Consider the following 23,928-nt stretch of genomic DNA (forward strand, 5'->3'; position numbering starts at 1 on the left):
GGGTTCGCGGGTACTGGCGGCAACTGAAACAGGATTGATACCCGCTTGATGCCGAGTTGAGACAAAATGTCGCAGCCTGGGGGCCCCTGGGGGAGGATACGGCGGAGGATGCGCGGGCGAACGCCCGTGGTCTGCCGGGCTGGCGTAGGATTGAAGGCATTCCGGCATATGGCCTGGCGGTTGAGCCAGTCCCGTTGTCGAAACGATGGACCAACTGTGATCCGACCGGAGGAGAAGAGGCCGTACGGCCACCACTATGAGTGAATCCCTGAATGGGCGGCTGCGGACCGGAAACGGGAACCCAGCCACCACCGAGTTCCCGCACACCTTACCGGGCACGCGCACGGAAATCGTCACGTTCGACAACTCCGATCAGATGGTTCACTCATTGGGCAGCCATGACGAAGCCTTGCGCTACATCGAGGAGCAGTTCCCGGACGTCAATTTCCACGTTCGCGGCAATGAATTGTCCATGTCCGGTCCGTCCACGGTCATACCGCGCATCATGCGCCTTCTTGAGGAGGTCCGCGGACTGGTGGCCAGGGGAACGGTCGTTACCCCGGATGTCCTGCAGCAGCTCGTTTCCCTCCTGAGGACACAGTCAGTCCAGAATCCCGTGGATGTCCTCACCCACAACATTCTCTCGAGCCGTGGCAAAACCATCCGGCCCAAGACCTTGAACCAGAAGAACTATGTGGATGCCATCGATGCGAACACGGTGATCTTCGGTATTGGCCCGGCAGGTACTGGCAAGACCTACCTCGCCATGGCCAAGGCCGTTCAGGCCCTCCAACTCAAGGAAGTAAGCCGGATCATCCTGACCCGGCCCGCTGTTGAGGCGGGGGAGCGGCTGGGCTTCCTGCCGGGAACGCTGAGCGACAAAATCGATCCCTACCTGCGGCCGCTTTACGACGCCTTGCACGACATGATGGATCCCGAGTCCATTCCCCGGCTGATGGCTGCCGGCACCATTGAGGTCGCACCGTTGGCCTACATGCGTGGACGGACGCTCAACGACGCCTTCATCATCCTGGACGAGGCCCAGAACACCACTCCTGAACAAATGAAGATGTTCCTGACCCGCCTGGGATTCGGTTCCAAGATGGTTGTAACGGGAGACGTAACACAGATCGACCTGCCTTTTGGCTCCACCTCCGGACTACGGATCGTACGGGAAATCCTCAGTGGGATCGACGACGTCAATTTCTCCATCCTGGAGGCTGCGGACGTCGTCCGGCACCGTTTGGTTGCAGACATCGTCTCCGCCTACAGCAGGTGGGATGACGCGCACCGTACGGATGGGGCTGCCGGCACACATCACAAACGTGGAGAACGAAAATGAGCATTGAAATCAACAACGAATCCGGCGTGGAGGTGGATGAAGCCCAACTGGTGACATTGTCGCGGTTCATCTTCGAGCGCCTCTACATCCATCCGCAGGCTGAGCTGTCCATCCTCCTGGTGGATGAACCAGCCATGGAGAAGCTGCACATCGAACTCATGGATGAACCAGGAGCCACGGATGTGCTCTCGGTGCCCATGGATGAGTTGACGCCGGGCACGCCCGACAAGCCGACACCGCAGGGAATGCTCGGAGACATTGCCATATGTCCCCAGGTGGCCGAGGTGCAGGCGCGGAACGCCGGACACACCACTCAGGACGAAATGCTGTTGCTCGCCACGCACGGCATCCTCCACCTGCTTGGTTTCGACCATGCTGAACCGGAGGAAAAGGAAGAAATGTTCGGTTTGCAGCGTGAGTTGCTGTCTGAGTTCCTGGGCAAGGATGCCCCCATGGAGACCATGCAGTGACCTCGCTCATCCTGGTCGGCATGGCGCTGGTTTTCCTCAGTTTCGTCGCCTTGCTGACCGCAGCTGAGGCTGCGTTCAATTTCCTGCCCCGGCACGAAGCTGAACAATCGGTAGTCCGCAGCAAGGGCAAGGCCTTGGGGAGCATCCTCAAGAACCCCGTCGCACATATGCGTGCCCTGCGGTTCTGGCGCGTGTGGTTCGAGATGGCTGCAGCAGTCGCCGTCGCTGTCGTCATGCACAGTTTGCTGGACAACGTGTGGCTTGCAGGCCTGGCGGCGACCGGCATCATGGCTGTCATCGGATTCGTCTTGGTTGGCGTCTCGCCACGGCAGTTGGGGCGCGCGCATTCGGGTCCCGTCGTCCGGTTTACCGCGCCGCTGATCAGGTTCCTCTGCTGGATCCTCGGACCGATTCCCGGCTGGCTTGTCGCGTTGGGGAGCGCAGTCGCGCCCGGAGCCCCCGGCGGTGATGACGCGTTTGTCAGCGAGGAAGAATTCCGCGAGTTCGTGGACCGGGCGGCGGAATCGGACATGATCGAAGACAACGAGGCAGAGCTCATCCACTCGGTCTTTGACTTCGGCGATACGTTGGTTCGCTCGGTCATGGTTCCGCGCACGGACATCGTCAGCATCGGGACGGGATCGGACCTCGAAGCGGCCATGGCCCTTTTCCTCCGCTCCGGCTACTCGCGGATACCGGTCATTGGCGAAAACACGGACCAGATCCGCGGCATTCTCTACCTCAAGGACGTTGCTGCGGCGATGCATCGCGGCGAACCCGGACTGCAAGCGCACGACGTCGATTCTCTCGCCCGGGATGTTCGGTACGTCCCGGAATCAAAGCCCGTGAGCGACCTCTTGAAGGAACTGCAGAAGGAATCCACCCACGTGGCCATCGTTATCGATGAGTACGGCGGCACCGCGGGCCTGGTGACTTTGGAGGATCTCATCGAGGAAATCGTAGGAGAGATCGTTGACGAGTACGATTCTGCTGCGGAAGAAGCGGTGGACCTCGGCGACGGAACCTACCGTGTCAGTGCCCGCATGAGCATTGATGACCTCGGGGAGCTGTTCGATATCGACCTCGACGACGACGAAGTGGACACCGTTGGCGGCCTCCTTGCCAAGGCTCTTGGCCAGGTTCCGATCGTCGGGAGCTCGGTTGAAGTGAACGGTGTGTCGCTAAAGGCAGATAGGCTTGAGGGTCGCCGAAACCGGGTCAGCCACATCATTGCGGCAGCCATGCCAAAGGAAGACACTGACTTTGAAGACCTTCTCGATGAGGCAGACACAACGCAACAGGGAGTTCCACGTGAGCAAGCAAAATAAGAAATTAGACGCCGATGACGATTTCGGTGGCTTCCACGCCGGATTCTCGGTCCTCGTTGGCCGCCCCAACGCGGGTAAGTCCACGCTGACAAATGCGTTGGTGGGGCAGAAGGTGGCCATTACATCGGCCAAACCGCAGACCACCCGCCACACGATCCGTGGCATCGTCCACCGCGAGGACGCACAACTGATCCTGGTTGATACCCCCGGCCTCCACCGGCCCCGCACGCTTTTGGGAAAGCGGCTCAACGACCTCGTGGCTGACACGTTGTCCGAGGTGGACGCCATCGGCTTCTGCTTGCCGGCCAATGAGAAGATCGGTCCCGGCGATAAGTACATCGCCGCTCAACTGGCTGCCGTGGGCCGCAAGCCCATTGTTGCCATTGTGACTAAGACTGACCTGGTGGACCGGCAGGCACTGACGGAACAGTTGCTCGCAGTTGCTGCTCTGGGCCGTGAAGTCCTCGGAGAACAAGGCTGGGCGGATATCGTTCCCGTTTCTGCCGCCGATGGTTTCCAGGTATCCACCGTTGCCGACGTACTTATCGGGCACATGCCGTCGTCGCCGCCCCTTTACCCGGATGGCGAGCTGACCGACGAGCCCGAGGCCGTCATGATTGCTGAACTCATCCGCGAAGCCGCCCTCGAAGGTGTCCGGGATGAACTTCCCCACTCCCTTGCCGTCGTCGTTGAGGAAATCGTGCCCCGAGAAGGACGTACGGAGGACAATCCCTTGCTGGACGTCCGCGTCAATCTTTACGTGGAGCGGCCTTCCCAGAAAGCCATCATCATCGGTAAGGGTGGCAGCAGGCTGCGGGAAGTCGGAACCAATGCGCGTAAGGGAATCGAGACGCTCCTGGGAACCAGGATCTACCTGGATTTGCATGTCAAGGTTGCCAAAGACTGGCAGCGGGATCCCAAACAATTGGTAAAACTCGGCTTCTGACCCGGCGTCACGGCAACGGCGTGGCCTGGGCTCGATAAGGAACTTCCCAGAATCGGCCACTATGATTGCGGGGATCCACGTGTTTGAGGAAAGGTAACCGAATAGTGCGACGTCGTGACGCCCGCCCACTGGGCCCCGGCACCGCTGCTCCCGATGCGGCGCGCCATGGGGAGGACCCCGAGGGAACTCCGCGCCACATGAACGCGCCCAAGGGGCTTCCGTTGTGGCTAAAGATTGTTACCGGCCTCGTGTCGGTGGCTCTCGTTGCCGGCGTTGCTTTTGCAGCCTTCTGGTTTATCCGGCTACAGACCAACATCACCAAGGCCCCGCTATCCGCGGCCGAATCACGCGATAGCAGTGACGCCGTGGTCAATGACAAATCGGACCGCCTGCAGATTCTTATCCTCGGATCGGATACCCGGGATGGGAAAAACTCCCAGTACGGCAACGCGGACGATTCCACGGGCTACGGCCACTCGGATGTCATGATGCTGCTGGACATTTCTGCGGACAATAAACGGGTCAGCGTCATGAGTTTCCCACGTGACCTCCTGGTTGATGTGCCCCAGTGCACGGACCACACCAACAATCAGACGTTCCCGGCGCGGAGCGGCGTGATGATCAACGAAGCCATGGCAGAAGCCGGAATCGGCTGCGCTGTGGACACGATCAATAAGCTCACCGGCCTGGAAATTGATCACTTCATGATGGCGGACTTCAACGCGGTGAAGGAACTCTCCAAGGCCGTCGGCGGAGTGGATGTTTGTGTCAGTGATCCCGTCTTTGATCCCGACTCCCATCTTCGTTTGGCGAAGGGCAACTCCCAGGTCGAAGGCGAGCAGGCCCTGGCATTCCTGCGTACCCGGCATGCCTTCGGAGACGGTGGCGACCTCGGCCGAATCAAGGGCCAGCAGGCATTTCTTTCATCACTGACGCGGAAGCTGAAGGCCGACGGCACGCTCGGCAATCCGCAAAGGCTCCTGCAGATCGCTGACGTCGTCACGCAAAACCTCACCGTCGATGAGGGGTTGGCGTCCGTGCCATCGCTGTTGACGATTGGTGGAAGGTTGAAGGACATTGATGTCTCCAAGGTCGCGTTTGTCGCCGTCCCCACCCAGCCGGCCGCATTGGACCCCAACCGGTTGGAACTCGTTGAGCCCCAGGCATCACAGCTCTTCGCGGCCCTTCGCGCCGATCTGGACCTGACAAATCCCGGAGCAACCTCGAGCCCGGCTCCAACAGCGCCCGGGGACGGAACACCTTCGGCGGCGCCTACCACCGCTGCCCCTTCCGTCCCGGCTTATAACAAAGCCATCCAGCCAGTGGCAGTCGCCAACGGCAGCGGAGTTGGGACCAGGGCACAGGAAATCCTGGCGACCCTGACCGGCAATGGATTTACACAGTCAGTGTCATATTTGGCAAACCCAGTGGAGAAGACTGTGGTCTACTACGGTCCGGACTTCGCTGATGTTGCTACGGACGTTGCCACGCTGTTCGGCATCCCGGCGGCACAGGTTCAGCAAGCCCGGGGAGTTTCGGGCGTGCAGCTCTACGTGGGTACGGACTTCGCAACGGGGACAGCCTACGGGGCGGCCTCGGTTCCGCCCGATGTTGTCAACCAGACGGCCAAAGAAGCAGTCTGCCAACAGGTGAACCCGCTCTACATCACCCAATAGCAGTCAGCGCAGCGCAGTTGGCGGTAAAGGCAGGACCAAAGACGAATGGCCGGACCCGGTTCACACACGGGGCCCGGCCATTCTTCGTAGTGGCTTTACCAGATGCTGACTCTGTCCTCAGGTGCCATCCACATCCGGTCTTGATCGTTGACCTGGAATGTTTCGTGGAAGGCGTCGAGGTTCCGGGCAATCGCATTGGTGCGGAACTCGTTGGGGGAGTGTGGATCGGTAGCAAGCCTGCGGATCGCTTCCTCGGCCCGGATCACCTGGCGCCAGCCGGCAGCCCAGGACATGAAGAACCGTTGCTGGCCGGTGAAACCATCCAGGACCTCGGGCTCGGCACCATCGAGGCTGAGCAGGTAGGCCTTGTACGCAATGGTGAGTCCCCCCAGGTCACCGATGTTCTCACCCAGCGTCAGTTTGCCGTTGACCTTGTGGTCAGGTGCCGCGTACGGGGATAGGGCGTCGAATTGGGCAACCAACTTTGCCGTGCGGGCTTCGAAGGCCGTCCTGTCCTCTTCCGTCCACCAATTGCGGAGGGCTCCGCTTCCGTCGAATTGGGATCCCTGGTCATCGAATCCATGGCCGATCTCATGCCCGATCACAGCACCAATGCCGCCGTAGTTCACGGCGTCGTCTGCTTCTGCCGTGAAGAACGGGGGCTGGAGGATAGCGGCGGGGAACACGATTTCGTTCAGCATCGGGTGGTAGTAGGCGTTCACGGTCTGTGGCGTCATGAGCCACTTGTCCAAGTCCACCGGCTTGCCGATTTCATCCAGGTGGCGATCGACGTCGGCGTCGTGGGCCCGCTCAACGTTACCCAAGAGGTCATTGGGGTCGATCTCAACGGCGGAGTAGTCGATCCACTTCTCAGGGAAACCAATCTTGGGGCGGAACGCGTCCAGCTTCTTAAGGGCTTCGGCCTTTGTGTCCTCACCCATCCACTCAAGGGAAGAAATGCTTTCCCGGTAGGCCTCGATCAGATTGGCCACGAGAGTTTGCATCCTTGCCTTGTGGCCCTCGGGGAAATGGCGCTCCACGTAGATTTGGCCCACTGCCTCGCCAAGTGCTGCCTCGACGACGGCCACGCCGCGCTTCCAGCGCTCCTTGTTCTGTGGTGTGCCACTGAGTGTGGTCCCGTAGAAGTCGAAGTTCGTGTCCACAAACTCCGAGGACAGGTAAGGCGCCGCGGAGCTGAGCACCCTCAGGGTCAGCCATTCCTTCCAGACGGCAAGGGGTTCCGATTCCAGAAGCGCTGCTGCGCCGGCAAAGAAGTCCGGCGTGCTGACCACGATCTCGCCGCGTTTGCCGGCATCGACGCGGCCAGCCTCAAACCAGGTATCCAACAAGGGGAACAGCTTCGCTGCTTCTTCCGCCGTTTTCAGGTTGTATGTCTTTTGGGGATCCCGAAGGGTGACGTTGTCCCAGTGGTGGGATGCGAGGGCCTTTTCCAAGGCAACGATGCGGCCAGCCGCGGCTTCTGCGTCTGCAACTCCGGCGAGGCGGAACAACTTGGTGACGTATTCACCGTAGGCGGCCACTATCGGCGCAAACTTTTCATCGCGATAGTAGGACTCGTCCGGGAGACCGAGGCCGCCTTGGCCGATGTACAGAAGAATCCGCTCCGGGTTGCCGGCGTCGGGTGCCGGGTAGATGGAGAACAAACCGGACACGTCGCACCGGAACAGCCGGCCCAGTAACGCCGCAAATTCCTCTGCCGAACCCACTGACCGGACTTCCTCCAGTCGCTCCTGCAAGGGTTCGAGTCCCTTCGCCTCTGCCGCGGCCTCATCCATGAAGCTCGCGTAAAGTCCGCCGACCTTCTGTTCGATGCCGGAGGCTGATGCTCCCTTGTTCGCGGCTTCCTCGATGATCGCCTTGACAGCCAATTCTGCCTCGTCCCGCAGAGCGGTGAAGGTGCCTTCCAGCGGGCGGTCGTCAGGGATCGTCGTGCTGTTCAGCCATGCACCGTTGACGTGCTGGTAGAGATCGTCCTGCGGCCGGACGCTGTGATCGATGTTGGAAAGAGTGATCCCCGACTGTGGCACTGTGGCTCCTTGAATGGACGCTGCAGCCGGCGTTGCCACCGTCGCTGCGTCTGCATAGTGGACGTTGCATGAGGTGTTGCAATGTCATCATACGCACCGTGTTACTGTGAACTTGTGCGTGCGGGAATGCTTCTTCTTAGCTGCCGCGGCGAGGCCTGAAAGCTATCTGAAAGCTGGGCCACCCTCGCCGCGGAGTTTAGTTGTGCCCGGCTAAGCTTTCATTTAGATCTTAGAGAAAAGGCCAACACGACATGCGTAATGCACAAAAGCCCTCCGGTATGCCGATTCACCGCTACCTGCCGTTCCAGGACCAGATCACTGTCGAAGTTCCGGATCGTACTTGGCCGGACAAAGTCATCACCAAGGCCCCACGCTGGTGTGCAGTGGACCTGCGCGATGGTAACCAGGCGCTGATCGATCCCATGAGCCCGGCGCGCAAGCTGAAGATGTTCCAGCTGCTGGTCAACATGGGATACAAGGAGATCGAGGTTGGGTTTCCCTCCGCATCCCAGACCGACTTTGATTTCGTTCGGCAGCTGATCGAAGGCGGCCATATTCCGGACGATGTCACTATTCAGGTCCTCACCCAGGCGCGTGAACACCTGATTGAACGGACTTACGAGTCCTTGGTGGGTGCCAAGCAGGCGATCGTGCACCTGTATAACTCCACTTCTGTGCTGCAGCGCCGGGTTGTCTTCAACCAGGACGAGGACGGCATCCTTGATATCGCCCTGCAGGGTGCCCGCCTGTGCAAGAAGTATGAAGAGACGCTGACCGATACCCACATCACCTACGAGTACTCTCCGGAGTCGTTCACCGGAACCGAGCTGGAGTATGCAGCCCGCGTTTGCAATGCGATTGCAGATGTTTTTGAAGCATCAGCGGACAAGCAGGTCATTATCAACCTGCCGGCCACGGTGGAGATGGCAACTCCCAACGTCTATGCCGACTCCATTGAGTGGATGCACCGCAATCTGCATCCCCGCGACGGCATCATCATTTCACTGCACCCGCACAACGATCGTGGTACCGGCGTTGCTGCCGCGGAACTCGGCTACCTGGCTGGAGCAGACCGCATTGAGGGCTGCCTGTTCGGCAATGGTGAGCGCACGGGAAACGTTGACCTCGTCACCCTGGGCTTGAACATGTTTGTCCAGGGCGTGGACCCCATGATCGACTTCTCTGATATCGACGAGATCCGCCGCACGGTTGAGTACTGCAACCAGTTGCCGGTTCCCGAACGTTCGCCCTATGGTGGCGACCTCGTCTTCACTGCCTTTTCCGGCTCGCACCAGGACGCCATCAAGAAGGGCTTCGAAGCACTCGAGAAGGATGCTGCCGCGGCAGGCGTACCCGTGGACGATTTCACCTGGCAGGTTCCGTACCTGCCTATTGATCCCAAGGATCTGGGCCGAAGCTATGAAGCCGTCATCCGGGTCAACTCGCAGTCCGGCAAGGGCGGCGTGGCATACCTGCTGAAGAACGAGCACAATCTCGATCTGCCGCGGCGCGCCCAGATTGAATTCTCCGGCGTCATCCAGCGCCGGACAGATGCTGTTGGTGGCGAGGTCAGCGGGGCACAGCTCTGGCAGATCTTCCAGGACGAATACCTGCCCTCCGATGAGGAACAAGCCCAGTGGGGCCGGTACTCCCTGGGCAGCGTAAGCACGGAAACGGATGAGACCGGCGCCATGACCATGAACGCAAATCTGCGGATCGATGGCGTAGAGGTGCGCAGGACCGGCCATGGTAACGGCCCAATCGCCGCGCTCCTGGACATCCTGCACCACGACGGCGTTGATGTCCGTGTGCTCGACTACAGCGAACATGCATTGTCAGAGGGCGGCAGCGCAAGCGCGGCTGCTTATGTTGAATGCGCGGTGGGCGAACGTGTCCTCTGGGGCGTGGGAATCGACCCCAGCACCACCACTTCTTCACTCAAGGCACTCATCTCGGCTGTAAACCGGGCAGTTCGGGACGCCCGGGCCTAACGCCTGGACCGTGTGGTGACGGGAAATACCGTCACCACACGGGCTTGTGGTCCTCCTTGGCCACTGGCTTAGTGCGAAGATTAGTTGTGGCCAATCCCTCCTCATTTGCAGCACGGTCCTACCGGGACGATGCCGTTGTGCTCCGCACCCATAAGTTGGGCGAGGCAGATCGGATTATTACCCTGCTGACCAAGCATCACGGGCAAGTACGTGCGGTCGCAAAAGGTGTGCGGAGGACCACCAGCCGTTTCGGCGCCCGGCTGGAACCGTTCATGGTGGCGGACTTGCAGCTCATCTCTGGCCGGACTCTGGATATCGTCACCCAGGCTGTTGCCAAAGGCGCCTATGGGAGCAGCATTGCAGCGGACTATGGCCGCTTTACTGTAGCTGCTGCCATGACAGAGACAGCCGAGAAGCTTACAGACGCGGACGCCGAGTCCGGCACCGCCCAGTACAACCTCCTGGTAGGTGCCCTGGCCGCGCTCAGCCGCTCGGACCATGCTCCGGAACTTATTCTGGACTCCTATCTCTTGCGCGCGTTGGCCACTGGCGGATGGGCGCCGAGCTTTACTGATTGCGCCCGGTGCGGCAGGCCCGGACTACACACGGCCTTTGCCGCGCCACTGGGGGGTATGGTGTGTGGCGATTGCCGCCCGCCCGGCTCACCGGCTCCGGCGCCGGAAACCGTGGTGTTGCTCGGAGCCCTCCTGACCGGGGATTGGAGCGTCGCTGACGCCTCGGATTCGCGGCATCGACGCGAAGCGGCCGGACTGGTGGCCAGTTACCTGCAATGGCATTTGGAACGCGCCTTGAAATCACTCAAACACGTGGAGCGAAGCTGACTGTGGCACTTGGAAAGAAAAGCAAGACAACCCGGGCGCGGACTTCGCCCGTAGTGGCCCCTTACGGACATCCTTCAGGTGCCGTTCCGCCGACGATTCCAGATGAACTTATTCCGCAGCATGTAGCGATTGTCATGGATGGCAATGGACGTTGGGCCAACCAGCGGGGACTGCCGCGAATTGAGGGGCACAAGGCCGGCGAGCCGGCACTGCTGGACGTTATGGCCGGAGCCATTGAACTAGGCATCAAATACGTCAGCGTGTATGCGTTTTCCACCGAGAATTGGCGGCGGTCCCCAGAGGAAGTCCGCTTCCTGATGGGATTTAACAAGGATGTGCTACGTCGCCAGCGGAACCAACTCGATGAATGGGGAGTCCGGATCCGCTGGGCCGGTCGACGGCCCCGGCTCTGGGGCTCGGTGATCCGTGAGCTTGAAGAGGCCGAAGAATTCACCAAGGCCAACGACACCTGCACGTTGACCATGTGTGTTAATTACGGCGGTCGGGCAGAAATCGCCGACGCCGTCTCGGCCATAGCTGAGGACGTTGCCGCCGGGCACCTCAAGCCGGGATCGGTGACGGAAAAGACCATCCAGAAGTACCTGGACGAGCCGGACCTCCCCGATGTGGACCTCTTCCTGCGCAGTTCCGGGGAGCAGAGGTTGTCAAACTTCCTGCTGTGGCAGTCCGCATACGCCGAATTCGTCTTCATGGACACGTTGTGGCCTGACGTCGACAGGCGCACACTCTGGGACGCCGTCGAGATTTATGCCAAGCGGGATCGCCGCTACGGCGGGGCAGTCGACGCAGCGCCAGCCGGAAACTAGCATGGGCCTGCTACTTCAATACGGGTAAGACGAAAGCCAGACCGACACATCACGGTACGCCTGTTGGCGGATGGTCCTCCGCGACAAGAAGATGTCGTGCAGCGCCCCTGGGTAGCGGAACACAGCCGTTCTCCTGCCCAGGCCCAACGCGCGCCGGGATGTCTCCTCGACGTCGATCACGGCATCGGCCCTCATGAGGTCTGACGTCCATTCGGCCTGGATCCGGGTCCGGCCCGATAAAAGGACCAGCACCGGGGCATCGATGTTGAGTTTTCGCTCTACCGCTTTGTGGCCGGCAAGCACTGCCTTTGTCCAACCAGCGCGGATGGGGAATGAGCCACGCGGACGCCAGACGGGATCCAGCAGCCACTCGCCGTGGGCTTGGTTGCTGACGCTCTCCCAGTAGGCAGGCATCTCGGGGAACCTGAACGGACGCTTGGGGTCGGTTCGCGCGAAGGGCTCCACCAGGTGCATGGCGATGCTGCGAATCAGGCTGCTGCCCTGGAGCTCCAGCCATGGCGAGTTCAGGACAAGTGTCCCGATCCTGCCTGGATGGCGGTCCGCCCATAAAGAAGCAATCAGGCCCCCCAAGGAGTGCGCGAGCATATGAATGGTTGGCGACGCTGGACTGTTGGTCCTGGCCACAACGTCCCGTTCGATCTCCAGCAAGGCTGCTTCGATGTCTTCGTCGTAGACAGCCAGATCGGTGGTGTATCCGGGCGTCTGACCGGGTAGCAGGCTCCGCCCAAATTTCCGAAGATCGAGCGCGTAGAAATGAAAGCCGGACGCCGTCAGGTACTCCGCGAGTTCGGTCTGGAGGAAGTAGTCAGCCCAGCCGTGCAGGTAGAGAACCACTCGTGGCGCCCCCGTGGGATCCATGGACGCCGTACGTCGCCTGCGTTGCGTGAAGGTGGAGAAGAAATCAAGGATGCCGTGAGGAGTTGGGGCTGTGACTGGCGGGACATGCCGGACGAGTGTTGCTTTGACCGCGCCCTCCTCGTCAGGAGACAGGGGGAGTTCCAGACGTTCGTATCCGGCGCCCAGGATGTCCGGTTGCCACAGGGATACCGACTCTTCAGTGGTGGTCATGCGTCCCCTTCCTGCCGTACCTGCGGCAAGTCACTTTCCATGTACCCGCGAATCCATCGTGAAAGCCTCGCATAGGCATCTGCCCGGACGTTGGGTGCGGACAGGAAGACATCATGCAGCCCGCCATCCACTCTTTCCAGAGTCACGCTGCGACCCAAGGCCATGGCGCGCAGTGCGATGATGCCGACGTCCAGTACAGCATCCGAACGCCGCATGGACTCCTGCCACACCATTCCGTTGGCGCTGGCGGCCGATGTCAGAACCAGGACCGGGATGTCCAGGTCCAGGCCGCGTGCAACCTGTGAGTGGCCGGCCAGGACGGCGCTAAGCCAACCGGCCCTGACGGGAAAGGCCAGGGGTGGCCGGTACTTTTCATCCAGCGGCCATTCGCCTTCGGCGGTATTGCTGATGCTACGGAAGTAGAATCCACGCTCCGGCAGCCTTAAGACCATCTCGGGCCGGACCCTGGCAATGGGTCCCACCATGACTTGGGCGGCGCGCCTGACAATCGAGTTGCCATGCATTTCGAGCCAAGGACTGTTGAGTATCAGGTGTTGCACCTGGCCTGGGTGCTTGCTCGTCCACAATGCTGCGATGAGGCCTCCGGTGGAATGGCCCATCATGGCAACGCCGTTCCGGCGAGGTCCCAGGCTGTCGCTGTGGATGACCTCGAGTGCACGGCTGATTTCGGCGTCGTAGTCGCCAAGGTTGGCCACGTATCCGCCCGGCGAACCTGAAGTCAGGCTCCTTCCATGGTTGTGCATGTCCAATGCATAGAATTCGTACCCGTGCCCTGCCCAAAACCTGGCAAGTTCCACGTTGAAGAAGTAGTCGCTCCAGCCATGCAGGAACAGCAATGCGCCGTGCGTTGCCTGGCCCTCCTGAGTGGTCGACTCCGGCCGGTGACGGACCAAGGTTGCACGGCGCACCATACCGTCAGGTCCTTCCACGTCCAAGGCGCATGACTGGAAGTCCATTCCCAGTATGTCGGTCGACCAATCCATGCCTTCAGCTTAGACACTCGCCGCTGCATCGCGTCCCGCGGCCCTGCCGGTGAAAAGACATCCACCCAGGAAAGTTCCCTCCAGCGCCCTGTACCCGTGGATACCGCCTCCGCCGAAGCCTGCCGCTTCGCCGGCTGCGTAAAGGCCCGGGATCACCCGGCCTTCCTGGTCCAGGACCCGGGAGCGAAGGTCAGTCTGCAGCCCTCCCAGGCTTTTCCTTGTCAGGACGGACAGCCTGATCGCAATGAGCGGTCCGTGGGCAGGATCGGCCAGGCGGTGCGGGGGAGCCACCCGCATCAGTTTGTCAGTGGCAAAACGGCGGGCCGCCCGGATAGCAGCCAATTGGGGGTCCTTGCCCAGCCCGCTTGCCACTTGAAGGTCGCGGGCCCGCACCAGCGCGTCCAACTGGTCAGCGTTGATCAGTTGATTCCCCGTGAGTGCGTTCATTTTCCCGGCAAGGTCATGGGGTGAGGACCCCTGAATGAAGTCAATGCCTTTGTCCAGGAACCGTTGTATGGGAGTATCGCTGCCTGGTTTCAGTCGGGAAACGAGCAGTGACACGTCCCTCCCGGTCAGGTCCGGGTTCTGCTCGGAGCCGGAAAGGGCGAGTTCCTTCAGCGCAATGGTGCGGTTCAGGACGAACCACGAATGGCTGTGACCAGTGGCGACGATGTGGCGAAGCGCGCCAAGGGAATCGAAGCCCGGAAACAGAGGTGCGGGCAACTGTCGCCCTTCGGCATCCAACCACAGGGATGATGGACCCGGAAGGATGCGGATGCCGTGCTTGGGCCACACGGGATCGTAGTTGTGGATTCCCTCGGGGTAGTGCCACATGCGGTCTCCATTCACCAATGCTGCACCGAGGGATTCCGCAACAGGAAGGAAATCACCATCCACTGATGCGGGAACACCGCTGAGCATGTCGACCGGTGCGGCGTTGCCCGGCCATTGCCGACGCACGGTCTCGTGATTGCCACCGATGCCGCCTGTGGTCACCACGACAGCGCCCGCCGTGGCCTCGAAACCCCCGACGGCGGTTCGCGAGGACGCTTGGCCGCGTATCGCCGTCGAGGGTTCCAGTATCTGGCCCGAGACGCCCGCCACCCGGCCGGCCGCCGTCGTCAATGAAGTAGCCCTGTGCCGGAAGTGCAGCGACACCCTCCCGGCCTGGACACCTTCCTGCACCTTGGCCAGAAACGGTTCCACGAGGGCGGGGCCCGTTCCCCACGTGACGTGGAACCGGGGAACAGTGTTTCCATGTCCCTGGGGGCCGTAACCCCCGCGTTCTGCCCATTGCACCAAAGGGAAGATGCCGACGTCGAGGCTCTTCAGCCAGGCGCGCTTCTCACCAGAAGCAAACTGGACATAGGCTTCGGCCCACTGCCGCGCTGTCGCGTCGTCTGCTCGGTCAAAGCCTGCGGAGGCCATCCAGTCCGAGAGCGCCAACTCAGGGCTATCCCTGACACCGAGCCGGCGCTGCTCCGGGGTGTCAACCATGAACAGGCCCCCGAAGGACCAATGCGCCTGCCCACCCAGGGATGCCGCTGGTTCCTGGTCCAGGATCGCCACGCGCTTGCCTGCCGCGTAAGCAGTTGCTGCCGCTACCAGCCCGGACAAGCCTGCACCTACTACGATGACGTCCGCGAGGATTCGATTCCCATGATCTGCATCACGATCTTGTAGCGGCATGCCTACATGCTAGCCGCAGGCAAGGTCACGGGTTTGGTGAGTTGTCAGTAAACCGGAAAACTAGGACCATGCGTGTTTACCCCACCTTCTTCAAGCTCGCCTTCTCCTGGATGGATGCCGAGAAAGCACACAAGATCGGCTTTCAAGCGATCCGGGCGGCCCACCGCACCGGTGCAGGCCGGGTTCTTGCCAGGATCACAGCTCCGGATGCGTCCCTTCGAACTGAAGCTTTTGGGTTGACGTTCCCCTCTCCCTTCGGCTTGGCGGCCGGCTTTGACAAGGAAGGCCACGGAATCGAAGCGCTGGCCGATCTGGGGTTTGGCCATGTAGAGGTCGGAACCATCACCGGGCAGGCGCAGCCGGGCAACGAAAAGCCGCGTTTGTTCCGATTGATTGAGGACCGCGCCGTCATCAACCGCATGGGTTTCAATAACGATGGTGCAGCAGCAGTGGCTCCGCGACTCAAGTCGGCGAAAGCTGCACTGCAGCGCCTCCACGCCGATGTACGACCCGTGATTGGTGTCAACATCGGTAAGACGAAAGTTGTTGAGCTGGATGAGGCCACAGAAGACTACCTCGTCAGCGCCCGGAGCCTCGCTCCCGCCGCCGACTACCTGGTGGTCAACGTCAGTTCGCCCAACACGCCGGGGCTACGGTTGCTCCAGAACGTGGAAACTCTTCGGCCGCTGCTCCGGGCCGTGGGGGATGCGGCAGATGAAGCTGCTGGTCGCCATGTTCCACTCCTGGTCAAGATTGCGCCTGACCTGAGCAATGAGGACATCGACGACGTCGCCCGGCTTGCGCTTGACCTCAAGCTGAACGGCATCATCGCAACCAACACCACCATTGCCCGGGACGGCCTCGCCACTGATGCTGCAAAGGTTGGATCACTGGGAGCCGGCGGGCTTTCAGGTGCCCCGCTGAAGCAGCGATCACTGGAGGTCCTGCGACGACTCAAGGACGCCGTGGGAGATCAGCTCGTACTCATTGCCGTGGGCGGCGTGGAGTCAGCCCAGGATGTCCAGGACCGTTTGAATGCAGGGGCAACCCTGGTGCAGGGCTACACCGCGTTCCTCTACGAGGGCCCGTTCTGGGCATCGCGCATCAACAAGGGCCTCGTCAAGATCCGGAAGCGGGCCTCGCGCTAGTCAAAACGTTCTACCCAGGAACGAACCAACACGAAGGCCCAATACGAAGACCCCGGACCAATGGTCCGGGGTCTTCGTATAAGTAGTGGGTTGTAAGTAGTGGGTTGGGGCCTCTTCGGCGTGGCGCTAAGCGGGGTATTGGCCGCGCTTGACCTGCGGCTTGGGGAGGCGGAGCTTGCGGAACTGCAGAGCGCGCATGCATCCATACCAGACTGATCCACGCTCGACTTCACCGAACTTCTCGCCCAGGCGCTTGCGGAGCTTGCGCGAAAGGATGAAAACATCCACAAAGACGGCAAGGAACATGATCCAGAATCCAACCAGGACGTAGGTGATCTGTGAACTGGTGGCCGGGATAATCAGCGAGATCACCACGAAGAGCAGGGCGCCGAACATCAGGTATTCGCCGAGGCTGAACCGGGCGTCCACATAATCCCGAACGAAACGCTTCTGGGGACCCTTGTCCCTCAGGGGGAGGTACTTTTCGTCACCTGTATCCAGTGCTTGCCGCATCTTCTGGCGCTGGTCCTGAATCGCTACGCGTTCGGCCTCCTTGGAAGCCTTGCGGTCAGTGGGCACCAACGGGCGCTTTCGAGCTGCCTCCTGGTCCTTCCGCTTGGGGGTAGGGGCGCCCTTTCCGGCACCCGGTTCCTGGGCGGCGGCATGCGCCTGGTCAACTACTGCTTGAGCGCTGGGCTCTTCCTTTTTGCGTCCGAACACCCATACAGAATACCCCGCAGGAAGGTGGCGCAGATTACGGGAGCCCGTGGCGTCCTTCGAGGTGGGAGCCCATCGCGCCTTCCTTTGCCGTCTCCTGGTCAGCTGTAAAGTTTGGGCATGACATCAAAACATGCGGAGATCCCGCAGAATCAGCGACGGAACTCCGGCCACAGCACTGAGGATCCGTCGTCCAACGAGGCCATCCACTCCGAAGCCATAGCCGCTTTGGCTAAAGCAGTCGATGAATCATTCAGCGCGACTCTTGGCTCCTTGAAGGACCTCGTCGGTATCCCGGGAATCGCGTGGCCAAGCTTCGACCCCGCCGAACTGGATCGCAGCGCCGAAGCTGTCGCCTCCTTGGTAAGGGCAACGGGAATGGATGACGTCCGAATTCTGCGCTGCGACAAATTGGATGGAACGCCCGGCGGTCCCGCCGTCGTCGCCCGCCGTCCCGCCCGCGACGGTAAGCCCACGATTCTCTTGTACGCGCACCATGATGTCCAGCCGCCAGGCGACCGGACTCTATGGACCTCCGAGCCTTTCATTGCGGAGGAACGGGAAGGCCGGCTCCATGGTCGCGGCGCGGCTGACGATAAAGCCGGCATCATGGCCCATCTGGCGGCTTACGCTGCTGCGACGCAGGTCCTGGGGGATGAGTTTGGCCTCGGCGTGACCTTCTTCTTTGAAGGCGAGGAAGAAGCGGGCTCGCCCACGTTTCGGACATTCCTTGAGGAACATCGCGAGCTTCTCCGCTCCGATGTGATCGTGGTGGCGGACTCCAGCAACTGGAAGGTGGGCATTCCCGCCTTGACCACCAGCCTGCGCGGGCTCGTGGATGGCACCTTCGAAGTCCGTGTGCTGGAGCATGCGGTGCATTCGGGAATGTACGGTGGCCCGGTGCTGGACGCCCCCACCCTGCTGTCCCGTCTCATCGCGACCCTCCACGACGACGAAGGAAATGTCGCCGTGGCCGGCCTTGTTGGAAATGACAACGTTGCGGTTGACCTGACGGAGGCCGAATACCGCGCCGACGCTTCAGTTCTCGACGGCGTCAAACTCGCCGGGAGCGGGACGATCGGCTCCCGTTTGTGGACAAAGCCGGCGCTGTCCATCATCGGCATGGATGTTCCCGCCGTTGCCGTTGCCTCAAATACGCTCATTCCCGCGGCCCGGGCCAAGTTCAGCATGCGGCTGGCCCCCGGACAAGATCCCGACGCCGCCATGGAGGCTTTGAAGAACCACGTTGAGTCCCGCGCACCGTTCGGTGCCGAAGTAACATTCACGCCGGGGGAGCGGGGCAATGCCTTCGCGACCGATACGTCCTCAGCAGCTGCCGGGGTGGCACTCTGGGCCCTGGGGGAGGCCTGGGGAGTCCCACCAGTGGAAATGGGAATCGGCGGTTCCATCCCGTTCATTGCCGACCTGACCGAGATGTATCCCGATGTCCAGATTCTGGTGACAGGTGTAGAGGATCCGGATTCCCGCGCCCACAGTGCCAACGAATCACTGCACATCGGCGATTTCCGTCATGCTGTGCTGGCGGAGTCGCTGATGCTGGCGCGGTTTAATGCCGAAGGCCTTGATCGCTAAGCATCGCAATGGCGTATAGGTGTGTCGTTTATGGATGGCGGGGCACGCCGGGAACAAGTAAATGCGGTCCGTGGTTACGTCAGAAGTTATAGCTCAGCGTCTGCGCGACGTAGCATGGAGCTATAACCCGTACGTAATTGGGTAAGGGCAGGCTGCGTTCCGGCGCCGCCGCCAGGAGCGTCATAAGAAGGTAGGCCAATGAGCACTGCAACCAACGAAAACAGCACCGGAGCACAGCTCGTCCCCGACGAGGAGCTTCCCACGCACGAGGTCAATCTGACCGATGTCGCAGCAGGCAAAGTCCGCAGCCTCCTCGAACAGGAAGGGCGCACCGATCTGCGTCTGCGCGTTGCAGTCCAGCCGGGCGGCTGCTCCGGCTTGATCTACCAGCTCTACTTCGACGAGCGTCTGCTCGACGGCGACGCCGTCCGTGACTACGACGGCGTTGAGGTGGTAGTGGACAAGATGAGCGTCCCATACCTGAGTGGGGCCAGCATCGACTTTGAGGACACCATCTCGAAGCAGGGCTTCACCATTGATAACCCGAACGCCGGCGGGTCTTGCGCTTGCGGCGACTCGTTCCACTGACGTGAGCTATCGCCGCATGTCGGCGCCCCTCTGCATGCGTTCCAACGCATTCGGAGCCACGGCGCCGACATGTGCGCGAAAACCGCTTCATAGCGGTAAGCTCTACATCGGGTAGTAAAACTTTTAGTGTGCCCGGTGGCCTTTGGCCTGCCGGGAGACAGCAACAAGAGGAAGGGCCGTCTGTGAGTTCGCAGAACCGAACCGGCAGCCGACGCATAAAGATCACCTCGATCACTGGCTTGGCACTAGCCGGCGCGTTGGTTTTGACTGGATGTTCACCAGAGGTAGAGAAGGGTTGGCTGCCAACAGAGCGCGGCACGACCAACCACACTGACCGGATCATGGACCTCTGGGTCAACTCATGGATCGCCGCCTTGGCAGTCGGTATCATCACGTGGGGCCTTCTGGTCTGGTGCATCATCGCTTACCGCCGCCGTAAGGGCACCACGGGATTCCCGAAGCAGCTCAGCTACAACCTGCCGCTTGAGGTCTTCTATTTGACCATCCCGCTGTTCATGGTGCTGGTGTTCTTCTACTTCACCGACCAAGACCAGCGCGCGATCGATGACCGCTCACAGCCGGCAGACGTCGTCGTTGACGTCCGCGGCAAGCAGTGGGCTTGGGACTTCAACTACAAAAAGGGCGAGGTCATTAACGAAGACCTCCACGAGGCCGGCGTTCAGGCCCACCTGACCGGCAACGAGGTCAACAAGGACCTGCTTCCCACGCTGTACTTGCCCGTTGGCAAGTCGGTTGACCTGGAGCTGAACTCCCGCGATGTCATCCACTCTTTCTGGGTTCCGGCCTTCCTGCAGAAGCGGGACATGATCCCTGGCAAGACCAACTACATCAGGTTCACTCCCACCAAGGAGGGCACTTTCGATGGCAAGTGCGCAGAACTCTGCGGTGAATACCACTCCGAAATGCTGTTCCGCGTCAAGGTTGTCTCCGAGTCTGAATTCCAGGACCACATGGACAAGCTTCGCCAGGACGGCAACACGGGCCTGCTCGGTGCGGAATACGACCGCAACCCGGACCTGATCGAAACCAAGTAAGGGGAGCGACGTGGCTACTTACACTCAATCCGCCGGGACCCTAGAGGCTCCCGTAGTTCCGAAATCCAAGGGACGCATAGTCGTCAACTGGATCACCTCCACGGACCACAAGACCATCGGGTACATGTACCTCATCGCGTCCTTTGTGTTCTTCTGCCTCGGCGGCGTCATGGCGCTGCTGATCCGTGCTGAACTGTTCGAACCGGGCATGCAGATCCTGCAGACCAAGGAACAGTACAACCAGATGTTCACGATGCACGGCACCGTGATGCTGCTGATGTTCGCTACACCGCTGTTCGCCGGCTTCACGAACGTCATCATGCCCCTGCAGATTGGCGCCCCCGACGTCGCCTTCCCGCGATTGAACGCGCTGGCCTTCTGGTTCTTCCTCTTTGGCTCCACCATTGCTGTGTCCGGCTTCATCACGCCGCAGGGTGCTGCATCGTTCGGCTGGTTCGCGTATGCGCCACTGTCGAACACCACCTTTACGCCCGGCGTCGGCGGTGACCTGTGGGTCTTCGGCCTCGCACTGTCGGGCTTCGGTACCATCCTGGGTGCCGTCAACTTCATCACCACGATCATCTGCATGCGTGCCCCCGGCATGACCATGTGGCGCATGCCGATCTTCACCTGGAATGCCCTGGTGACGTCCATCCTCGTCCTTATGGCGTTCCCGCCGCTGGCCGCTGCCCTGTTCGCCCTCGGTGCGGACCGCAAATTCGGTGCCCACATCTTCGACCCCGAAAACGGCGGCGCCGTCCTCTGGCAGCACCTCTTCTGGTTCTTCGGCCACCCCGAGGTGTACATCATCGCCCTGCCGTTCTTCGGCATCGTGTCCGAGATCTTCCCGGTGTTCAGCCGGAAGCCGATCTTTGGTTACAAGGGCCTTGTGTACGCAACCATCGCAATTGCCGCACTGTCCGTCACTGTCTGGGCACATCACATGTACGTGACCGGTTCCGTGCTCCTCCCGTTCTTCGCGTTCATGACCATGTTGATCGCGGTGCCCACCGGCGTGAAATTCTTCAACTGGATCGGTACTCTCTGGCAGGGTTCCATCACCTTCGAGACTCCGATGCTCTGGAGCATCGGCTTCCTGGTGACCTTCCTGTTTGGTGGCCTCACGGGTATCATCCTTGCGTCCCCGCCACTGGACTTCCACGTCTCGGACTCCTACTTCGTGGTGGCACACTTCCACTACGTGGTCTTCGGTACGGTTGTGTTCGCCATGTTCGCCGGCTTCTACTTCTGGTGGCCGAAGTGGACCGGCAAGATGCTGAACGAGCGCCTGGGCAAGATTCACTTCTGGCTTCTGTTCCTTGGCTTCCACGGCACCTTCCTGATCCAGCACTGGCTGGGTGTTGAGGGTATGCCCCGCCGTTACGCCGACTACATGCCGCAGGACAACTTCACCTGGATGAACCAGTTCTCCACGATCTCGTCCTTCGTCCTTGGTGCCTCGCTGCTGCCGTTCTTCTGGAATGTCTACATCACCTGGCGCAGCAACAAGAAGGTAGAAGTTGATGACCCCTGGGGCTTCGGTGCATCGCTGGAATGGGCAACTTCCTGCCCGCCGCCGCGCCACAACTTCACCTCCCTGCCTCGTATCCGTTCGGAGCGCCCGGCACTGGACCTGCACCACCCTGAGTTGGCCCAGGTCCACACCGCCCAGTCCCCGGACCCGGCAGCAGTGCTGCTGGGCAACGCCGACCAGAAGGACGTTCGCAAGTGAAAATCGAATCGTGGCTCTTTGGAGCAGGAGCCTTCTTCTTCGTCCCCGTCGCCATCGCCTACGGCCTCCTGACGGAATGGCATGAGTGGGTCGGCGTTCTGGGCATTCTCCTCGTTGGCGGTCTCGTAGGCATGATCGGCGCCTACCTGGGCTTCACTGGCAAGCGGATCGGCATGCGTCCGGAAGACCGCCCGGATGCTGAAATCCACGAGGGCGCGGGCGAACAGGGGCACTTCAGCCCCTGGAGCTGGTGGCCGCTGGTTCTCGGCATTGCATGCGCAAGCGGCTTCCTGGGCCTTGCGGTGGGCTTCTGGATCACCTTCATCGCTGGTGGCCTTGCCGTCGTGGCACTGGTCGGCTGGGTCTTCGAATACAGCCGTGGCGACCACGCCCACTAGCAGCAAAACAGCATAACGACGTCGGGCCCCACCTTTTGGTGGGGCCCGACGTCGTTATGTTGCCTCTAGCGTGGGTCGCTGGCCATTTAGATAGTCCAGCGCCGTCACTGGGCCGTCATGGGGCTTCAGTGCCCTCCAGAACGGCAGAAAGGCCGAGGAGGGCCTTGTGAGTTGCGGAGACACTTTGGTGGTCTTGAAGGGCGTCCAGAGCCACCTCCAGGAGTACTTCGCAGCCATGGCCAAAGTCTTCTGTCATGACTTCCAAGAGGGAGCGTGCGTCTACCGGCGGCCCATCGGGCTTCCTTATCGTGACTGGCAGGCCAGTGTCAGTTACGGCCCGGACAAACACCGCTGCCGCTCGCGCATGCAAGCCTATTTCTGCTGCGACGAAGGATTTCTGCTCCGGCAAGCCAGCTCCTTTGCTAAGACGGAATCTCCGTCCGTGAAATTTGATCCATACAAGCGTAGCCGCCGCATGGCCTGCTCTCCATATCGGGTACTCCAGCTGGTCTAGACCTGTGCTCTGGCTGATCTACCCTTAAGGCATGACTCATTTGATGTTGGGCGCTCGTCATGCCTGAAGCCGCGAGTATCGCCGGTGAAATTGACCGGACCAGCAGCACTCCTATTTACATCCAGCTACGGGAGATATTGAGGAGTTTCATAGCCCAGTCGTGTCCGCCTGGTTCGTCGCTGCCCTCTGAGCGGGACCTCTCGCTAAGGTTCGGCCTTGCGAGGATGACCGTACGGCAAGCCATTGATGCCTTGGTGGGCGAGGAAGTCATTGAGCGGGTGGTGGGACTCGGTACGTTCGTCAAGAAGCCCAAACTTGATCTCCAAGTGAAGTTGACCTCATACAGCGAGGAGATGCAACGACGCGGGATGGTTCCGGCTGCCAAGGTGTTGAGCTTTGAGCAGATTGCTGCCAGTGCTTTTCTGGCGCGGGAGCTTCAGCTTGACGAAGGCACGCCGTTGGTCCGTTTCAGGCGGTTGCTGCTGGCCGACAACGAGCCCATGAGCGTCGACGAGAACTTCATCCCGGCACACCGCGTCCCGGGACTATTGGATGAGGCGCCGCCCACGTCGCTCTACAACGTCCTCAGCGAACGTTTCGGGTTGGTCATGGAATGGGGAGAGGACATGATCGAGGCGACCGCCGCATCTCCTTCAACCGCGAGGCTGCTGAACGTGGACGTGGGCTCACCCCTGCTAAAGATCCAGCGTCATGCCTTCGTGGCCCGGGCAATGGTGGACTACTCCGTTTCGTACTATCGGGCAGACCGCTACAAGCTCTGGGTTCCGCTGCAGCGGCCAGGGGTCCGGCCCACACGCAACTATTCCTCCGGTTACCGAAGTCAATAGTGCCGGGAGCGGTCCGTAACCGCCCATCACAAATGGCAATTACAACAAGGAAGGGCACGATCCGTGTGGATCGTGCCCTTCCT

Annotated in this window: 21 protein-coding genes; 15 read left to right on the forward strand and 6 right to left on the reverse strand. The window is 60.9% G+C overall.

Annotated elements, in window-relative coordinates:
* The first annotated feature begins 256 nt into the window (after positions 1-256).
* From ABIE18_RS07535 to ABIE18_RS07555, 5 genes are all read left to right on the forward strand, one after another.
* Entirely contained in the window at positions 257-1,342 is a 1,086-nt protein-coding gene (locus ABIE18_RS07535; RefSeq protein ID WP_223946156.1) for a PhoH family protein, read from the forward strand.
* Positions 1,339-1,812, forward strand: coding sequence for an rRNA maturation RNase YbeY (ybeY, locus tag ABIE18_RS07540; RefSeq protein WP_224090475.1), 474 nt, complete (start codon positions 1,339-1,341; stop codon positions 1,810-1,812). The genes ABIE18_RS07535 and ybeY overlap by 4 nt, the downstream gene beginning before the upstream one ends.
* Positions 1,809-3,140, forward strand: a complete 1,332-nt coding sequence (locus ABIE18_RS07545) for a hemolysin family protein (protein WP_499722064.1) — start codon at positions 1,809-1,811, stop codon at positions 3,138-3,140. Before ybeY ends, ABIE18_RS07545 begins: the two co-directional genes overlap by 4 nt.
* Positions 3,091-4,086 carry a GTPase Era gene (gene era, locus ABIE18_RS07550; RefSeq protein WP_499722065.1) on the forward strand — a complete coding sequence of 332 codons (996 nt, stop codon included), beginning with the start codon at positions 3,091-3,093 and terminating at the stop codon, positions 4,084-4,086. The genes ABIE18_RS07545 and era overlap by 50 nt, the downstream gene beginning before the upstream one ends.
* A 104-nt stretch (positions 4,087-4,190) precedes the next feature.
* Complete coding sequence (locus ABIE18_RS07555) at positions 4,191-5,762, forward strand: LCP family protein (protein ID WP_499722066.1); 1,572 nt, start codon at positions 4,191-4,193, stop codon at positions 5,760-5,762.
* A gap of 95 nt (positions 5,763-5,857) precedes the next feature.
* On the opposite strand, the gene ABIE18_RS07560 is transcribed toward ABIE18_RS07555, so the two are convergent.
* On the reverse strand, positions 5,858-7,810 hold the full coding sequence (locus ABIE18_RS07560) for a M13 family metallopeptidase (RefSeq protein WP_499722067.1): 1,953 nt from the start codon (positions 7,808-7,810) through the stop codon (positions 5,858-5,860).
* Positions 7,811-8,061: 251 nt separating this feature from the next.
* On the opposite strand from ABIE18_RS07560, the gene leuA reads away from it, so the two are divergent.
* The 3 genes from leuA (at position 8,062) to ABIE18_RS07575 (ending at position 11,470) form a co-directional block, all read left to right on the forward strand.
* Positions 8,062-9,801: a 2-isopropylmalate synthase gene (leuA, locus tag ABIE18_RS07565; RefSeq protein WP_431115340.1), complete on the forward strand. Its 1,740-nt coding sequence runs from the start codon at positions 8,062-8,064 to the stop codon at positions 9,799-9,801.
* Between the two features lie 86 nt (positions 9,802-9,887).
* Complete coding sequence (recO, locus tag ABIE18_RS07570) at positions 9,888-10,643, forward strand: DNA repair protein RecO (protein ID WP_499722069.1); 756 nt, start codon at positions 9,888-9,890, stop codon at positions 10,641-10,643.
* 2 nt (positions 10,644-10,645) lie between these two features.
* The gene (locus tag ABIE18_RS07575; RefSeq protein ID WP_499722269.1) at positions 10,646-11,470 is read left to right on the forward strand and encodes an isoprenyl transferase; all 825 of its coding nucleotides are present in this window, start codon (positions 10,646-10,648) and stop codon (positions 11,468-11,470) included.
* A 15-nt stretch (positions 11,471-11,485) separates the two neighbouring features.
* Here ABIE18_RS07575 and ABIE18_RS07580 read toward each other — a convergent pair whose 3' ends face one another.
* The 3 genes from ABIE18_RS07580 to ABIE18_RS07590 are packed head-to-tail and all read right to left on the reverse strand — an operon-like array spanning position 11,486 to position 15,252.
* Positions 11,486-12,559 carry an alpha/beta hydrolase gene (locus tag ABIE18_RS07580; RefSeq protein ID WP_499722071.1) on the reverse strand — a complete coding sequence of 358 codons (1,074 nt, stop codon included), beginning with the start codon at positions 12,557-12,559 and terminating at the stop codon, positions 11,486-11,488.
* Positions 12,556-13,563 (reverse strand): alpha/beta hydrolase, encoded by a 1,008-nt coding sequence (locus tag ABIE18_RS07585; protein WP_499722072.1) that lies wholly within the window; start codon positions 13,561-13,563, stop codon positions 12,556-12,558. The genes ABIE18_RS07580 and ABIE18_RS07585 overlap by 4 nt, the downstream gene beginning before the upstream one ends.
* A gap of 9 nt (positions 13,564-13,572) precedes the next feature.
* Positions 13,573-15,252, reverse strand: a complete 1,680-nt coding sequence (locus ABIE18_RS07590; RefSeq protein WP_499722074.1) for an FAD-binding dehydrogenase — start codon at positions 15,250-15,252, stop codon at positions 13,573-13,575.
* A 68-nt stretch (positions 15,253-15,320) separates the two neighbouring features.
* On the opposite strand from ABIE18_RS07590, the gene ABIE18_RS07595 reads away from it, so the two are divergent.
* On the forward strand, positions 15,321-16,400 hold the full coding sequence (locus ABIE18_RS07595; RefSeq protein ID WP_499722076.1) for a quinone-dependent dihydroorotate dehydrogenase: 1,080 nt from the start codon (positions 15,321-15,323) through the stop codon (positions 16,398-16,400).
* Positions 16,401-16,526: 126 nt separating this feature from the next.
* Here ABIE18_RS07595 and ABIE18_RS07600 read toward each other — a convergent pair whose 3' ends face one another.
* A complete protein-coding gene (locus ABIE18_RS07600; RefSeq protein ID WP_431115334.1) occupies positions 16,527-17,120 on the reverse strand; it encodes a DUF3043 domain-containing protein in 594 nt (197 codons plus the stop codon).
* A 117-nt stretch (positions 17,121-17,237) separates the two neighbouring features.
* On the opposite strand from ABIE18_RS07600, the gene ABIE18_RS07605 reads away from it, so the two are divergent.
* The 5 genes from ABIE18_RS07605 (at position 17,238) to ABIE18_RS07625 (ending at position 22,483) form a co-directional block, all read left to right on the forward strand.
* Positions 17,238-18,710 carry a dipeptidase gene (locus tag ABIE18_RS07605; protein ID WP_499722077.1) on the forward strand — a complete coding sequence of 491 codons (1,473 nt, stop codon included), beginning with the start codon at positions 17,238-17,240 and terminating at the stop codon, positions 18,708-18,710.
* A gap of 198 nt (positions 18,711-18,908) precedes the next feature.
* Positions 18,909-19,298 carry a HesB/IscA family protein gene (locus ABIE18_RS07610; protein ID WP_216925609.1) on the forward strand — a complete coding sequence of 130 codons (390 nt, stop codon included), beginning with the start codon at positions 18,909-18,911 and terminating at the stop codon, positions 19,296-19,298.
* 182 nt (positions 19,299-19,480) lie between these two features.
* The gene (gene ctaC, locus ABIE18_RS07615) at positions 19,481-20,353 is read left to right on the forward strand and encodes an aa3-type cytochrome oxidase subunit II (RefSeq protein WP_477515704.1); all 873 of its coding nucleotides are present in this window, start codon (positions 19,481-19,483) and stop codon (positions 20,351-20,353) included.
* Between the two features lie 10 nt (positions 20,354-20,363).
* On the forward strand, positions 20,364-22,085 hold the full coding sequence (gene ctaD, locus ABIE18_RS07620; protein ID WP_216925611.1) for an aa3-type cytochrome oxidase subunit I: 1,722 nt from the start codon (positions 20,364-20,366) through the stop codon (positions 22,083-22,085).
* Complete coding sequence (locus tag ABIE18_RS07625; RefSeq protein ID WP_224090450.1) at positions 22,082-22,483, forward strand: cytochrome c oxidase subunit 4; 402 nt, start codon at positions 22,082-22,084, stop codon at positions 22,481-22,483. Before ctaD ends, ABIE18_RS07625 begins: the two co-directional genes overlap by 4 nt.
* 115 nt (positions 22,484-22,598) lie before the next feature.
* On the opposite strand, the gene ABIE18_RS07630 is transcribed toward ABIE18_RS07625, so the two are convergent.
* Complete coding sequence (locus tag ABIE18_RS07630; protein ID WP_499722078.1) at positions 22,599-22,892, reverse strand: HPr family phosphocarrier protein; 294 nt, start codon at positions 22,890-22,892, stop codon at positions 22,599-22,601.
* A gap of 164 nt (positions 22,893-23,056) precedes the next feature.
* Here ABIE18_RS07630 and ABIE18_RS07635 point away from each other — a divergent pair, with 164 nt between their 5' ends.
* Complete coding sequence (locus ABIE18_RS07635; protein ID WP_499722079.1) at positions 23,057-23,845, forward strand: GntR family transcriptional regulator; 789 nt, start codon at positions 23,057-23,059, stop codon at positions 23,843-23,845.
* The last annotated feature ends 83 nt before the right edge of the window (positions 23,846-23,928 follow it).

The organism is Arthrobacter sp. 2762 (assembly GCF_040548745.1).
Lineage (GTDB): Bacteria > Actinomycetota > Actinomycetes > Actinomycetales > Micrococcaceae > Arthrobacter.